Genomic DNA, 14,353 nt, shown 5'->3' on the forward strand with positions numbered 1-14,353 from the left:
CGCCCGGAGTCTCAGCGGGCGCTCACGCCTTGGCGAGTTCCTTCTCGCCGCCCTGCTCCGGCAGCTGCGCGTGCACGTCGGCGCCGTCGCCGTCCTCGTCCAGCAGCGTCTTCTCGTCGAAGGGCAGCTGTCCGGCGAGCACCTGGTCGACCCGGGTGCGGTCGATCTCCTTGGTCCAGGTGCCGATCAGCACCGTGGCGACCGCGTTGCCCGCGAAGTTGGTCAGGGCGCGGGCCTCGCTCATGAAGCGGTCGATGCCGACGATGAGGCCGAGGCCGTCCACCAGGGCCGGCTTGTGCGACTGGAGACCGCCGGCGAGCGTGGCCAGACCGGCACCGGTGACACCGGCGGCGCCCTTCGAGGCGACGAACAGGAACAGCAGCAGCGGGATCTGCTCACCGAGCGACATCGGCGTACCCATGGCGTCGGCGATGAACAGCGAGGCCATGGTCATGTAGATCATGGTGCCGTCGAGGTTGAAGGAGTAGCCGGTCGGGACGGTGATGCCGACGACGGGCTTGCTGACGCCCATGTGCTCCATCTTCGCGATGAGCCGCGGCAGCGCGGACTCGGAGGAGGAGGTGGAGAGGATCAGCAGGAACTCGCGGCCCAGGTACTTGAAGAGCTTGAGGATGTTCAGGCCCGCGATCACCCGCAGCAGCGCGCCGAGCACGATGAAGACGAACAGGAAACAGGTGATGTAGAAGCCCACCATGAGGAGGGCGAGATCCTTCAGCGCGTCCACACCCGCGGAACCGACGACGGCGGCCATCGCGCCGAAGGCGCCGATCGGGGCGGCCCACATCACCATGGAGAGAATCCGGAAGACGAGCCGCTGGATGTGCTCGACACCGCGCAGGATCGGCTGCCCCGTGGAGCCCATGGCCTGGAGCGCGAAGCCCGCCAGCAGGGCGATGAGCAGGGTCTGGAGGACCTCGCCCTCGGTGAAGGCGGAGACGAAGGTCGTCGGGATGATGCCGAGCAGGAACTCGGTGGTGTCCTTGGCCTCAGCGTCGACCTGGGCGTGGCCGACGTCCTTGACGGCGTCGGTGACGGCGAGGCCGGTGCCCGGGTCGAGGATGTTGCCGACGACGAGGCCGATACCGAGCGCGACCAGCGACATGACCATGAAGTAGCCGAGGGCGATACCGCCGACGGCGCCGACCTTGGCGGCCTTCCGTACCGAGCCGATGCCCAGGACGATCGTGCAGAAGATGATCGGCGAGATCATCATCTTGATCAGGCTCACGAAGCCGGTACCGATCGGCTTCAGCTCGACGGCGAAGTCCGGTGCGACCATACCGACGAGGATGCCGAGGGCGACCGCGACGATCACCGCGATGTAGAGATAGTGCGTGCGGTCCTTCTTGACCACGGGTGCCGTATCGGGTGATCCAGTCGATCCGGGGGTGCTGGCGGCCACGGCTGCCCTCCTTGACGTCTTCGTCGGCATGACCGGCGTGCGGCTCACGTCCGGGCTGTTTGAGGAATGCGGTGACTATCTCCTGCCCTGTGAGGGCGGTCACCCTTCCGTTCATTTAGTTCATGCTTAACCGGGGAGGCACACTGACGACATGCGCATCCCCGTCCCCCGTCCCCGCAGCCTGGCCGGCCAGCTCTTCGCCATGCAGGCCGTGCTGATAGCGGTACTCGTGGCCGGATACGCGCTGTTCACGTACGTCAGCGACCGCAGCCAGGCCGAGGAGGCGGCGGGCCGGCAGGCCATGGCGGTGGCGGGCACGGTCGCCGACTCACCTTCCGTCCGGGCGGCGATCCACACCGCCGACCCGTCGGCCCGGCTCCAGCCGTACGCCCTTCAGGTCATGGGCGACGCGGACGTCGACTTCGTGACGATCATGAACACCCACGGCATCCGCTGGACCCACCCGACGCAGAAGGAGATCGGCAAGAAGTTCCTGGGCCGTATCGCCCCGGCCCTGGCCGGCGACTCCTTCACCGAGACCTACAAGGGCACCCTGGGCCGCTCGGTCCGCGCGGTCACGCCGATCATGGAGGACGGCAAGGTCATCGGCCTGGTCAGCGCCGGCATCAAGGTCGAGGCGATCAGCAAGCGGGTCCAGGGCCAGCTCACGGCCCTGCTCGGCGTCGCGGCGGGCTCGCTGGCGCTGGGCGCGATCGGCACGTACGCCATCAACGCCCGCCTGCGCCGCCACACCCACAACATGAACGCGGCCGAGCTGAGCCAGATGCACGACTACCACCAGGCGGCCCTGCACGCGGTGCGCGAGGGGCTGCTGATGCTGGACGGCCAGTACCGGGTGGCGCTGATCAACGACGGTGGCCGGGAGCTGCTGGGCGTCGCCTCGGAGGGCGAGGTCGTCGGCCGCTCGGTGGCGGAGCTGGGGCTGCCGGCACCGCTGACGGGCGCGCTGCTGGCGTCGGAGCCGAGGGTGGACGAGGTGCATCTGGCGGCGGACCGGGTGCTGGTGGTGAACACCTCCCCGGTGTCCGGGGGCGAGCGCAGGGGCACGGTGGTGACCCTGCGAGACGTGACGGAACTCCAGTCGGTGATGGGCGAGTTGGACTCGGAGCGGGGCTTCACGCAGGCGCTGCGCTCGCAGGCGCACGAGGCCGCGAACCGTCTGCACACGGTGGTCTCGCTGATCGAGCTGGGCCGGGCGGAGGAGGCGGTGGACTTCGCGACGGCGGAGTTGGAGTTGGCGCAGGCGCTGACGGACCAGGTGGTCGCGGCGGTGAGCGAACCGGTGCTGGCCGCGCTGTTGTTGGGGAAGACGGCACAGGCGAACGAGCGGGGCGTGGAGCTGGTGGTGTCGGAGGACAGCCGCCTGGACGACGGCTTGCTGCCGCCGTCGCTCCCCTCGCGGGATCTGGTGACGATCCTCGGGAACCTCATCGACAACGCGGTGGACGCGGCGCAGGGGAGTGTGGGGGCGCGGGTGACGGTGACCGCGTACACGGACGGTGGCGAGCTGGTGTTGCGGGTCGCGGATACGGGCGGGGGTGTCGACCCGGCGCATGCCGAGGCGGTGTTCGAGCGCGGGTTCTCGACGAAGCCGGCGGGGCCGGGTGGGCGGGGGCTGGGGCTGGCGCTGGTGCGGCAGGCGGTTGCGCGGCACGAGGGGACGTTGGCTGTGTCGGAGGCGGAGGGGGGCGGCGCCGAGTTCGAGGTGCGGGTGCCGTTGCGGGATGCCGGGGGTACGGCGCCTGCGGGCATGGTCGAAGATGCGTCGACGACAGCTGCCGTACCGGCCAAGACCGAGCGAGCTGCGCAAGGCACCGCATCCGGAGGCGACGCATGACGACCCAGCCACAGCCGATCCGCGTCCTGGTCGTGGAGGACGACCCGGTGGCCGCGGACGCCCATGTGATGTACGTGGGACGCGTGCCGGGGTTCGTCGCGGTCGGCAAGGCGCACACGGGCGCGGAGGCGCGGCGACTGCTGGACCGTACGGCGGTGGATCTGCTGTTGCTGGACCTGCATCTGCCGGATGTGCACGGCTTGCAGTTCGCGCGGTCGCTGCGGGCGGCGGGGCATCAGGCGGACGTGATCGCGGTGACGTCGGCGCGGGATCTGACGGTGGTGCGGGAGGGGGTGTCGCTGGGGGTCGTGCAGTACGTGCTGAAGCCGTTCACGTTCGCCACACTGCGGGACCGGCTCGTGCGGTACGCCGAGTTCCATGCGGCCGTGGGGGAAGCGAGCGGACAGGACGAGGTGGACCGGGCGCTGGCTTCGCTGCGGGCGCCGGGGCCGGCGGCGCTGCCGAAGGGCTTGAGCGCACCGACGTTGGAACGGGTGACGGTCGCTCTGCGGGAGTCCGGGGAGGGCCTTACGGCGACCGGGCTGGCCGAGGTGGTGGGGATCTCGCGGATCACCGCTCGGCGGTATCTGGAGCATCTGGTGGACGCGGGACGGGCGGCACGGGCTCCGCAGTACGGGACTGTGGGGCGGCCTGAGTTGCAGTACCGGTGGGTCAAGGGGGAGTCGGGGCGTTAGAGGGGGCGAGGGTGAGGGTGTCGAGGGCATTGACCTGACTAGACCACCCCACCTACCTTCACCAGGCACCCATCCCGCGCCCCACCCCCACGTGAGCCCGCAGGAGGTCATGCCCGTGCGCCCCACCGCCGCCCTCCCCGCACTCCTCGCAGCCGCCCTCGCCGCCACCGCCCTCACCGCGTGCGGCAGCGGCTCCGGCAGCGACCCGGACACTCTGAATGTCTCCTTCAAGCAGTCGACGGACAACTCCATCAAGGTGATGGACGACTATCTCGCCGGTATCAAGACGCAGTTCGAGAAGAAGTACCCCGGCAAGAAGGTCGAACTGATCCCCATCAAGGCCCCGGACTCGGAGTACTACACCAAGGTCCAGCAGATGCTCCGCTCCCCCAAGACCGCCCCGGACCTGGTCTACGAGGACACGTTCCTCATCAACTCCGACATCACCAGCGGGTACTTGAAGCCCCTCGACCCGTACCTCGCCAAGTGGCCGGACTGGAACCAGTTCATCGACACGGCGAAGTCGGCGGCCAGGGGTGAGGACGGGAAGACGTACGGCGTCCCGGACGGCACCGACACCCGCGGCCTCTGGTACGACAAGGACATCTTCGCCAAGGCTGGTCTCCCCACCACCTGGCAGCCGAAGACCTGGGGCGACGTCCTCGACGCGGCCCGCGCGATCAAGGCGAAGGTCCCCGACGTCACGCCCCTCAACGTCTACACCGGCAAACCCGCGGGCGAGGCGGCGACGATGCAGGGCTTCGAGATGCTCCTGTACGGCACGGACACCGGCGGCACCGACCCCCTGTACGACTCGGCCGCCAAGAAGTGGATCGCCGGCGGCCAGGGCTTCAAGGACGCCCTCGCCTTCGTGGAGACCGTCTACAAGGAGAAGCTCGGCCCGGACGTCGAGACCGCCCTCGACCCCAACATCCAGACCATCGTCCGCGGCGACCTGCTGCCCAACGGCAAGCTCGGCATCGACCTCGACGGCTCCTGGCTCCCGCAGGACTGGTTGAAGGGCAGCGGCCACGAATGGCCGCAGTGGTCGAAGGAGTTGGGGCTCGCCCCCATGCCCACCCAGCACGGCCAGGCCCCCGGCAAGGTGAGCATGTCCGGCGGCTGGACCTGGGCGATCCCCGCCAAGGCGGCCCACCCGGACCTGGCCTTCGACTTCATCAGGACCATGCAGACCAAGGCGAACGCCCAGAAGTGGTACATCGCCAACTCCGGCATCGCCGTCCGCAAGGACGTCGCCGAGGACCCCGCGTACACGGCCGCCCAGCCCGGCATCAAGTTCTTCACGGACCTGGTCGCGAGCACGCACTACCGCCCGGCGTTCCCCGCGTACCCGAAGGTGTCGACGGCGATCCAGGAGGCGATGGAGGGAGTCACGACGGGCGACAAGTCGGTGGCGGACGCGGCGAAGGAGTACGACGAGGAACTGGAGTCGGCGGCCGACGGCCAGGTGATCCGGAAATGATCCGGGCATGAGCCGCCGATCCCTGGTCCGCGTCCTCCCCCTCACCCCCGCCACCGTCCTCCTGCTCCTCTTCCTCGCCGGCCCCATCGCGTACTGCGCCTACATCGCCTTCACCGACCTCCAACTCACCGGCCAGGCCCATGAGTCGTTCGTCGGCTTCGACAACTTCCGTACGGCGTTCGGGGACGAGGCGTTCCTCAACGCCGTATGGCTGACGCTGGTCTTCACGGTCGTGTCGGCGCTGCTCGGCCAGAACACCCTGGGCCTGGCGCTGGCGGCGCTCATGCAGCGCGCCTCGAAGCCGGTCCGCACCCTGACAGGCGCGATCGTCATCACCGCGTGGGTACTGCCGGAGGTGGTCGCCGGCTTCCTCCTCTACGCCTTCTTCCGCAAGGAGGGCACGCTCAACGCCCTCCTCGACTGGCTCCATCTCCCCACCCAGAACTGGCTGTTCACGCTCCCGATCCTCGCGGTGTCGTTCGCGAACGTCTGGCGGGGTACGGCCTTCTCGATGCTGGTGTACTCGGCGGCCCTGAACGAGATCCCGAAGGAGATCACGGAAGCGGCGGAGGTGGACGGCGCGGGCGGCTGGCGCCGCATGTGGCACATCACCCTCCCGATGATCCGCCGCTCCATCGCCACCAACCTGATGCTCATCACCCTCCAGACCCTGTCGGTCTTCGGCCTGATCTGGGTGATGACGAGAGGCGGGCCCAGCGGCAAGAGCCAAACCCTCCCCCTCTTCATGTACGAGGAAGCGTTCCAGAAGAGCATGATCGGCTACGGCACGGCGGTGGCGTTGTTGCTGCTGGTGGTGGGCGGGCTGTTCTCGATGGTCTACGTACGCCTGCTACGAACGGAGGTCTGACCCCGTGGCATCGGCACCCCGCGCAACCACCCGCCGCCTGGCCGCCGACGCAGGCCTCCTGGTCGTCGCCGCCGCGTTCCTGCTCCCCCTCGCCTGGGTGCTGCTGTCCGCCCTGGACCCGGACGCGAACCTGAAGGTGAAAGTCCCCGGCAGCCTGACCCTGGACAACTTCGACGCGATCCTGACACCGGACATCACCTTCACCCCCCTCCTCAACAGCCTCCTCCTCTGCGGCGGCGGAACGGCGCTGACGGTGGCCTGCGCGGCCCTCGCCGCGTACCCCCTCTCCCGCTTCCGCTCCCGCCTGAACCGCCCCTTCCTCCTCACGATCCTCTTCGCGACGAGCCTGCCCATCACCGCGATCATGGTCCCGGTCTACGCCCTGTTCGTCCGCGTGAACCTCATCGACACCGTGCAGGGCACGATCTTCTTCTTCGCCGCCTCCCAACTCCCCTTCGCCATCTGGCTGATGAAGAACTTCATGGACGGCGTACCGAAGGAGTTGGAGGAGGCGGCCTGGACGGACGGCGCCTCACCGTTCCAGTCCCTCCTGCGCGTCGTCCTCCCCCTGATGGGTCCGGGACTGGCGGTCGTGACCGTCTTCTCGTTCGTCATGATGTGGGGCAACTTCTTCGTCCCCTTCATGCTCCTGCTCACCCCGGACCAGATGCCTGCGGCGGTGAGCATCAACGAGTTCTTCGGGAACCGGGGCATGGTGGCGTACGGGCAGCTGGCCGCGTTCTCGGTCGTCTACTCGACGCCGGTGATCCTGCTGTATGTGCTGGTGGCCCGGCGGTTGGGCGGTGGGTTCGCGCTGGGCGGGGCGGTCAAGGGGTGAGACGGCGGGATTGCGCCGCGGGTTCTGCTCCTTCACGCGTCCGATCGGCGTGTTGACCATGACGTACTCGCCTTCGAGATCCGTTCACACGGGCGAGATCTGTGGCGTCCCCTCGGCGCCGACCATCGCGAGGTGCCCTGAGTCGGGCGTCGGCAGCCGCTCGCGAATATGCCCCTCCACCTTGCCGTTCACCTAGTACACGGAGTCGCCGCCCGTCCCCGCACGCACGCGCCGGCCGTCGGACGACCTCCTCACCAACCGATCTCCGGACACTAGAATCCCTGGCCGAAACCGTACGTTCCTACAATCCGTGATCCTGGCCGAACAGACCGTAGTCACCACCGGCGCACGCCCCTACGTTGTGCCCCGTGCGCCGACCCCCAGCTCTCCCGAACCAGCCAGGTCCTCCCTTCAACGCTCCCGCCGCCCGCCGCCTCCGAGCCGCCCTCAACATGGGGCCCGAGCATGTCGCCTACGGCATGCGGGCCTCGTACGGGATGCCGTACGTCACCCCGGACCTCGTGATCGCCTGGGAGCGGGGCACGGTCTCGCCGACCAGCCCGGAACTGACCGCCCTCGCGGGCGTGCTGTGGTGTTCCCCCGGTGAGCTCATCGGGCGGCCGCGCACCTTGCGCGAGCACCGCATCACCCGCGGCCTCGCCCCGGACGACGTCGCCCGCGCCCTCGGGTTGGAGATCCTCGCCTATCTGCGCATGGAGGAGAACAACGACTGGCGCGGCACCGAACGCCAGGCCTCCGCCCTCGCCGAGCTGCTCGAACTCGACCTGCCGGACTTCGTCACCGTCACGGGGCGCGAGCCGCGCCTCGCCGAGCACCTTCGCAGCGCGGTCACCACGCGGTGGCAGGCCTACGTCCGCCCCATCACCAAACTCGTACCCCTGGACCGGCGGCTCCTGGAGGACGCCCTCCAGGAGCTGCACCGTGAGTACCAGGGGCAGATGGTGGCCACCCTGAGCTGGGGCGGCAGCGGCGGCGACAACGGGGCGGGCGCGTCGGGCCGGGACTTCCTCGACCGGATCGTGGATCACTTCTGGACGAACGTCCAGGAGATCACCGGCTAGCCAACCGGGCGAACACCCAGGAAACGACCTACAGGCAAAGACCTAGAAGACCGACTCCGCCTCGTCCATCCGGTCCTTCGGCACCGTCTTCAACTCGGTCACGGCCTCCGCCAGCGGCACCATCACGACGTCCGTCCCGCGCAGAGCCGTCATACGGCCGAACTCGCCCCGGTGCGCCGCCTCCACCGCGTGCCAGCCGAAGCGGGTGGCGAGGACGCGGTCGTACGCCGTCGGCACGCCACCGCGCTGGACATGGCCGAGGATGACCGGCTTGGCCTCCTTGCCGAGGCGGCGCTCCAGTTCGTACGCCAGGGCCGTACCGATGCCCTGGAAGCGCTCGTGGCCGAACTGGTCGATCTCGCCCTTGCCGTAGTCCATCGAGCCCTCGGCGGGGTGCGCGCCCTCGGCCACGCAGATGACCGCGAACTTCTTGCCGCGGGCGAAGCGCTCCTCGACCATCTTCACCAGGTCGGTGGGGTCGAAGGGGCGCTCGGGCAGGCAGATGCCGTGCGCGCCCGCCGCCATCCCGGACTCCAGCGCGATCCAGCCCGCGTGGCGGCCCATGACCTCGACGACCATCACGCGCTGGTGGGACTCGGCCGTCGTCTTGAGACGGTCCATCGCCTCCGTGGCGACGCCCACGGCCGTGTCGAAGCCGAAGGTGCGGTCCGTCGAGGAGATGTCGTTGTCGATCGTCTTCGGGACGCCGACCACCTGCAGACCGGCGTCGGCGAGCATCCGGGCCGCCGTCAGCGTGCCCTCGCCGCCGATCGGGATCAGCGCGTCGATGCCGAAGTCACGGGCGATGTCGGGGGCGTTCTCGCAGGCCTCGCGCAGCCGGTCACGCTCCAGGCGGGAGGAGCCGAGGATGGTTCCGCCGCGGGCCAGGATGCCGCTCACCGCGTCCAGGTCGAGGGTGCGGTAGTGGCCGTCCAGGAGGCCGGCGTATCCGTCCTCGAAGCCGATGACCTCGTCGCCGTACTGTGTGACGGCTCGGTGCACGACCGACCGGATCACTGCGTTCAGGCCAGGGCAGTCGCCGCCTGCGGTGAGAACTCCGATGCGCATCGTGCTGTGTCTCCTGCTCGCTGTTGATACCGGTGAGCCTTGTCCGATTGTTCCACGTCCCACAGCGCGCTGCCGCATCCGGTCTTGACGGGCGCCTTAACCACCGTGAGAGGTATTGTCAAGAGGGTTCTGCTCACCTCGGTGGGCGATTTTTATGACACCCGACGGAACGGAGAGCACGCGTGACCCGCAGCGTGTACGTGACCGGTATCGACCGCGGCGACGGCCGCCAGGTCGTCGAGCTGGGGGTCATGGAACTCCTGACCCGGCAGGTCGACCGGGTGGGTGTCTTCCGGCCCCTCGTACATCACAGTCCCGATCGCCTGTTCGAGCTGCTGCGCGCCCGCTACCGCCTCTCCCAGGACCCGGCCACGGTCTACGGCATGGACTACCACGAGGCCTCCGCCCTCCAGGCCGAACAGGGGACGGACGAGCTGGTGTCGACGCTCGTCGACCGGTTCCATCTCGTCGCGCGGGACTACGACGTCGTCCTCGTCCTCGGCACCGACTTCGCCGACACCCAGCTCCCGGACGAGCTCAACCTCAACGCCCGCCTCGCCAACGAGTTCGGGGCGTCCGTGATCCCCGTCGTGGGCGGCCGCAAGCAGCCGGCCGAGTCGGTGCTCGCCGAGACCCGCAACGCCTACCGCGCCTACGACGGCCTCGGCTGCGACGTCCTCGCCATGGTCACCAACCGGGTCGACCGCGAGGACCGCGACCTCATCGCCGAGCGGCTGGCCGCCTCCCGGCTGCCCGTGCCCTGCTACGTACTGCCCGACGAACCCGCCCTCGCCGCGCCGACCGTCGCGCAGGTCACCCACGCCCTCGGCGCCAGGGTGCTCCTCGGCGACGACGCGGGGCTCGCCCGGGACGCGCTGGACTTCGTCTTCGGCGGGGCGATGCTGCCGAACCTCCTCAAGGCCCTGACCCCGGGCTGCCTGGTCGTGACGCCGGGCGACCGGGCCGATCTGGTCGTCGGCTCGCTCGCCGCGCACAGCGCCGGCACCCCGCCGATAGCCGGGGTGCTGCTCACCCTCGACGAGGTGCCGAGCGACGACGTCCTGACCCTCGCCGCCCGCCTCGCCCCCGGCACCCCGGTGCTGTCGGTGCCCGGCAACAGCTTCCCCACCGCCGAGCAACTCTTCTCCCTGGAGGGGAAGTTGAGCGCGGTCACCCCGCGCAAGGCGGAGACCGCGCTCGGGCTGTTCGAGCGGCACATCGACACCGGCGACCTGCTCAAGCGGGTCTCCGCGCCGAGCAGCGACCGGCTCACGCCGATGATGTTCGAGCACAAGCTCCTGGAGCAGGCCCGCTCCGATCTGCGCCGCGTGGTCCTGCCGGAGGGCACCGAGCCCCGGGTGCTGCACGCCGCCGAGGTGCTGCTGCGCCGCGGGGTCTGCGCGCTCACCCTCCTCGGCCCGGTGGACCAGATCCGCAAGAGGGCCGCCGACCTCGGCATCGACCTCGCCGACGCCCAGCTGATCGACCCCGCCACCTCCGAGCTGCGGGACGCCTTCGCCGAGAAGTACGCCGGCTTCCGCGCCCACAAGGGCGTGACGGTGGAGCTGGCCTACGACGTCGTCTCCGACGTGAACTACTTCGGGACCCTGATGGTCCAGGAGGGGCTCGCGGACGGCATGGTGTCCGGGTCCGTGCACTCCACGGCCGCGACCATCCGGCCCGCCTTCGAGATCATCAAGACCAAGCCGGACGCCGACATCGTCTCGTCCGTCTTCTTCATGTGCCTCGCCGACAAGGTGCTCGTCTACGGCGACTGCGCGGTCAACCCCGACCCGAACGCGGAGCAGTTGGCCGACATCGCCATCCAGTCGGCCGCGACCGCCGAGCAGTTCGGCGTGGCCCCGCGGATCGCGATGCTGTCGTACTCCACCGGCACGTCCGGCTCCGGCGCCGACGTCGACAAGGTGCGCGAGGCGACCGAGCTGGTACGGCTGCGGCGGCCCGACCTCAGCATCGAGGGGCCGATCCAGTACGACGCCGCGGTCGAGCCGACGGTGGCCGCCACCAAGCTGCCGGACTCCGAAGTCGCCGGGCAGGCCAGCGTGTTGATCTTCCCCGACCTCAACACGGGCAACAACACCTACAAGGCCGTGCAGCGCTCGGCCGGCGCGATCGCCGTCGGTCCGGTCCTCCAGGGGCTGCGCAAGCCGGTCAACGACCTGTCCCGGGGCGCCCTCGTCCAGGACATCGTCAACACCGTCGCCATCACGGCCATCCAGGCCCAGTCCCCCGCCCCGTCCCCGATCGAGAAGGCCACCGCCCAGTGAGCGCCTCCCGCGTCCTCGTCCTCAACTCCGGCTCCTCGTCGGTGAAGTACCAGCTGCTCGACATGGGCGACAGCAGCCGGCTGGCGGTGGGGCTCGTCGAGCGGATCGGTGAGGAGACCTCCCGGCTCAAGCACACCCACGTCGAGTCCGACACCACCCGCGAGTGGTCCGGCCCGATCCCCGACCACGAGGCCGCGCTGAAGGCCGTCGCCGAGGAGCTGGCCAAGGACGGGCTGGGCCTCGACTCGCCGGAGCTGGCCGCCATCGGGCACCGGGTCGTGCACGGCGGACAGGCCTTCACCGCCCCGACCGTCGTCGACAGCGCCGTGCTCGCCGAGATCGAGCGGCTGATCCCCGTCGCCCCGCTGCACAACCCCGCCAACCTCACCGGCATCCGCACCGCCCAGGCGCTGCGCCCCGACCTGCCCCAGGTCGCCGTCTTCGACACCGCCTTCCACACGACGATGCCGGAGTCCGCCGCCCGCTACGCCATCGACACCGAGACCGCCGACGCCCACCGCATCCGGCGCTACGGCTTCCACGGCACCTCGCACGCCTATGTGGCCCGGGCGACGGCGAAGCTGCTGGGGAAGGCGCCCGAGGACGTGAACCTCATCGTGCTGCACCTCGGCAACGGGGCCTCCGCCTCCGCGGTACAGGGCGGCCGATGCGTGGACACCTCCATGGGGCTGACGCCTTTGGAGGGGCTCGTGATGGGTACGCGCTCCGGTGACATGGATCCGGCCGTCATCTTCCATTTGATGCGTGTTGGCGGAATGTCCACGGACGAGATCGACACTCTTCTCAACAAGAAGAGCGGCCTGATCGGCCTGTGCGGTGACAACGACATGCGGGAGATCCGCCGCCGGGTGGACGAGGGTGACGAACAGGCGCAACTCGCCTTCGACATCTACATTCACCGATTGAAGAAGTACATCGGCGCCTATTACGCGGTGCTCGGCCGGGTGGACGCCGTCGCCTTCACAGCGGGAGTCGGCGAAAACGCGAGCCCCGTGCGGGAGGCTGCCGTGGCGGGCCTGGAGGAGCTGGGCCTCGCGGTGGACGCCGAACTGAACGCCGTACGGAGTGACCAGCCGCGGCTGATCTCGCCGGAGTACGCGCGCGTGGCCGTCGCCGTGGTGCCGACCGACGAGGAACTGGAGATCGCGACACAGACTTACGCACTGGTCGGACGGAACAACTGAGGCATTACACGGCAGTAACACGCGTGAGCGCATTGCCGCCCATTTGTATCTTCCGCCAGACGGAATATTCCGTTGCGAAACAAACCGATAGGATCGCCCCATGCGCCGTTCGAAAATCGTCTGTACTCTCGGCCCCGCGGTCGACTCCCACGAAATGCTCGTGTCCCTGATCGAAGCCGGCATGAACGTGGCCCGCTTCAACTTCAGCCACGGCAGCCACGCCGAGCACCAGGGCCGGTACGACCGCGTCCGTGCCGCGGCCAAGGAGACCGGCAAGGCCATCGGTGTCCTCGCCGACCTCCAGGGCCCGAAGATCCGTCTCGAGACCTTCGCCGAGGGCCCGGTCGAGCTGGAGCGTGGTGACGAGTTCGTCATCACCACCGAGGACGTCCCGGGTGACAAGGCCATCTGCGGGACCACCTACAAGGGCCTGCCGGGCGACGTCTCGCGCGGCGACCAGATCCTCATCAACGACGGCAACGTCGAGCTGAAGGTCCTGGACGTCGAGGGCCCCCGGGTCAGGACGATCGTCATCGAGGGCGGTGTCGTCTCCGACCACAAGGGCATCAACCTGCCCGGCGCGGCCGTCAACGTGCCCGCGCTGTCCGAGAAGGACGTCGAGGACCTCCGTTTCGCGCTGCGCATGGGCTGCGACATGGTCGCGCTGTCCTTCGTCCGGGACGCCCAGGACGTGCAGGACGTCCACAAGGTGATGGACGAGGAGGGTCGTCGCGTCCCGGTCATCGCCAAGGTGGAGAAGCCGCAGGCGGTGGCGAACATGGAGGACGTCGTGATGGCGTTCGACGCCGTGATGGTCGCCCGTGGTGACCTCGCCGTCGAATACCCGCTCGAGAAGGTCCCGATGGTGCAGAAGCGCCTCATCGAGCTGTGCCGCCGCAACGCCAAGCCGGTGATCGTGGCGACCCAGATGATGGAGTCGATGATCACCAACTCCCGCCCCACCCGCGCCGAGGCCTCCGACGTGGCCAACGCGATCCTGGACGGCGCGGACGCGGTCATGCTCTCGGCGGAGTCCTCGGTCGGCGCCTACCCGATCGAGACCGTCAAGACGATGTCGAAGATCGTCCAGGCGGCCGAGGAAGAGCTGCTGAGCAAGGGTCTGCAGCCCCTCGTCCCCGGCAAGAAGCCGCGCACGCAGGGTGGTTCGGTCGCCCGCGCCGCCGCGGAGATCGCCGACTTCCTCGGCGGCAAGGGCCTCATCGCCTTCACCAAGTCCGGTGACACCGCCCGCCGGCTGAGCCGCTACCGCGCCGCCCAGCCGATCATCGCCTTCACCACCGACGAGGGCACCCGCAACCAGCTGGCGCTCAGCTGGGGCGTGGAGTCGCACGTCGTGCCGTTCGTGAACAGCACCGACGAGATGGTCGACCTGGTCGACGGCGAGGTCTCCAAGCTCAACCGCTTCAGCAACGGCGACATCGTCATCATCACCGCCGGCTCGCCCCCCGGCGTCCCCGGCACCACCAACATGGTCCGGGTCCACCACCTGGGCGGCGAGAAGTAACCCCACAAGGGTCCTGTACG

11 protein-coding genes are annotated in these 14,353 nt (G+C 69.2%); 9 read left to right on the forward strand and 2 right to left on the reverse strand.

Annotation, left to right across the window (positions count from 1 at the left end; genetic code table 11):
• Window positions 1–22: 22 nt before the first annotated feature.
• Window positions 23–1,453 carry a cation:dicarboxylate symporter family transporter gene (locus OG885_RS14815; protein WP_399949977.1) on the reverse strand — a complete coding sequence of 477 codons (1,431 nt, stop codon included), beginning with the start codon at window positions 1,451–1,453 and terminating at the stop codon, window positions 23–25.
• 121 nt (window positions 1,454–1,574) lie between these two features.
• Between OG885_RS14815 and OG885_RS14820 the strand changes: the two genes are divergently transcribed.
• The 6 genes from OG885_RS14820 to OG885_RS14845 all read left to right on the forward strand — a co-directional run bounded on the left by OG885_RS14820 (window position 1,575) and on the right by OG885_RS14845 (window position 8,247).
• Complete coding sequence (locus OG885_RS14820; RefSeq protein WP_405731099.1) at window positions 1,575–3,281, forward strand: ATP-binding protein; 1,707 nt, start codon at window positions 1,575–1,577, stop codon at window positions 3,279–3,281.
• On the forward strand, window positions 3,278–3,976 hold the full coding sequence (locus OG885_RS14825) for a response regulator (protein WP_405731101.1): 699 nt from the start codon (window positions 3,278–3,280) through the stop codon (window positions 3,974–3,976). Before OG885_RS14820 ends, OG885_RS14825 begins: the two co-directional genes overlap by 4 nt.
• A gap of 109 nt (window positions 3,977–4,085) precedes the next feature.
• Window positions 4,086–5,459, forward strand: coding sequence for an extracellular solute-binding protein (locus tag OG885_RS14830; RefSeq protein ID WP_405731103.1), 1,374 nt, complete (start codon window positions 4,086–4,088; stop codon window positions 5,457–5,459).
• Window positions 5,460–5,466: 7 nt separating this feature from the next.
• A complete protein-coding gene (locus OG885_RS14835) occupies window positions 5,467–6,327 on the forward strand; it encodes a carbohydrate ABC transporter permease (protein ID WP_405731105.1) in 861 nt (286 codons plus the stop codon).
• Window positions 6,328–6,331: 4 nt separating this feature from the next.
• The gene (locus tag OG885_RS14840; RefSeq protein WP_405731107.1) at window positions 6,332–7,165 is read left to right on the forward strand and encodes a carbohydrate ABC transporter permease; all 834 of its coding nucleotides are present in this window, start codon (window positions 6,332–6,334) and stop codon (window positions 7,163–7,165) included.
• Window positions 7,166–7,533: 368 nt separating this feature from the next.
• Window positions 7,534–8,247, forward strand: coding sequence for an XRE family transcriptional regulator (locus OG885_RS14845; protein ID WP_405731109.1), 714 nt, complete (start codon window positions 7,534–7,536; stop codon window positions 8,245–8,247).
• A gap of 42 nt (window positions 8,248–8,289) precedes the next feature.
• Here OG885_RS14845 and OG885_RS14850 read toward each other — a convergent pair whose 3' ends face one another.
• Window positions 8,290–9,315 (reverse strand): ATP-dependent 6-phosphofructokinase, encoded by a 1,026-nt coding sequence (locus OG885_RS14850; protein WP_405731111.1) that lies wholly within the window; start codon window positions 9,313–9,315, stop codon window positions 8,290–8,292.
• A 182-nt stretch (window positions 9,316–9,497) separates the two neighbouring features.
• Between OG885_RS14850 and pta the strand changes: the two genes are divergently transcribed.
• The 3 genes from pta (at window position 9,498) to pyk (ending at window position 14,333) form a co-directional block, all read left to right on the forward strand.
• Window positions 9,498–11,603: a phosphate acetyltransferase gene (gene pta / locus OG885_RS14855; RefSeq protein WP_405731113.1), complete on the forward strand. Its 2,106-nt coding sequence runs from the start codon at window positions 9,498–9,500 to the stop codon at window positions 11,601–11,603.
• Window positions 11,600–12,808 (forward strand): acetate kinase, encoded by a 1,209-nt coding sequence (locus tag OG885_RS14860; protein ID WP_405731115.1) that lies wholly within the window; start codon window positions 11,600–11,602, stop codon window positions 12,806–12,808. Before pta ends, OG885_RS14860 begins: the two co-directional genes overlap by 4 nt.
• Before the next feature lie 100 nt (window positions 12,809–12,908).
• The gene (gene pyk / locus OG885_RS14865) at window positions 12,909–14,333 is read left to right on the forward strand and encodes a pyruvate kinase (RefSeq protein ID WP_405731117.1); all 1,425 of its coding nucleotides are present in this window, start codon (window positions 12,909–12,911) and stop codon (window positions 14,331–14,333) included.
• Window positions 14,334–14,353: the final 20 nt, after the last annotated feature.

It is taken from the genome of Streptomyces sp. NBC_00028, assembly GCF_045041065.1.
Classification (GTDB): Bacteria; Actinomycetota; Actinomycetes; order Streptomycetales; family Streptomycetaceae; genus Streptomyces.

Coding starts and splice junctions, on each gene's coding strand:
- OG885_RS14850 (WP_405731111.1), bottom strand. CDS start 9,315: ATGCGCATCGGAGTTCTCACCGCAGGCGGCGACTGCCCTGGCCTGAAC.
- OG885_RS14830 (WP_405731103.1), top strand. CDS start 4,086: ATGCCCGTGCGCCCCACCGCCGCCCTCCCCGCACTCCTCGCAGCCGCC.
- OG885_RS14835 (WP_405731105.1), top strand. CDS start 5,467: ATGAGCCGCCGATCCCTGGTCCGCGTCCTCCCCCTCACCCCCGCCACC.
- pyk (WP_405731117.1), top strand. CDS start 12,909: ATGCGCCGTTCGAAAATCGTCTGTACTCTCGGCCCCGCGGTCGACTCC.
- OG885_RS14825 (WP_405731101.1), top strand. CDS start 3,278: ATGACGACCCAGCCACAGCCGATCCGCGTCCTGGTCGTGGAGGACGAC.
- OG885_RS14820 (WP_405731099.1), top strand. CDS start 1,575: ATGCGCATCCCCGTCCCCCGTCCCCGCAGCCTGGCCGGCCAGCTCTTC.
- OG885_RS14815 (WP_399949977.1), bottom strand. CDS start 1,453: ATGCCGACGAAGACGTCAAGGAGGGCAGCCGTGGCCGCCAGCACCCCC.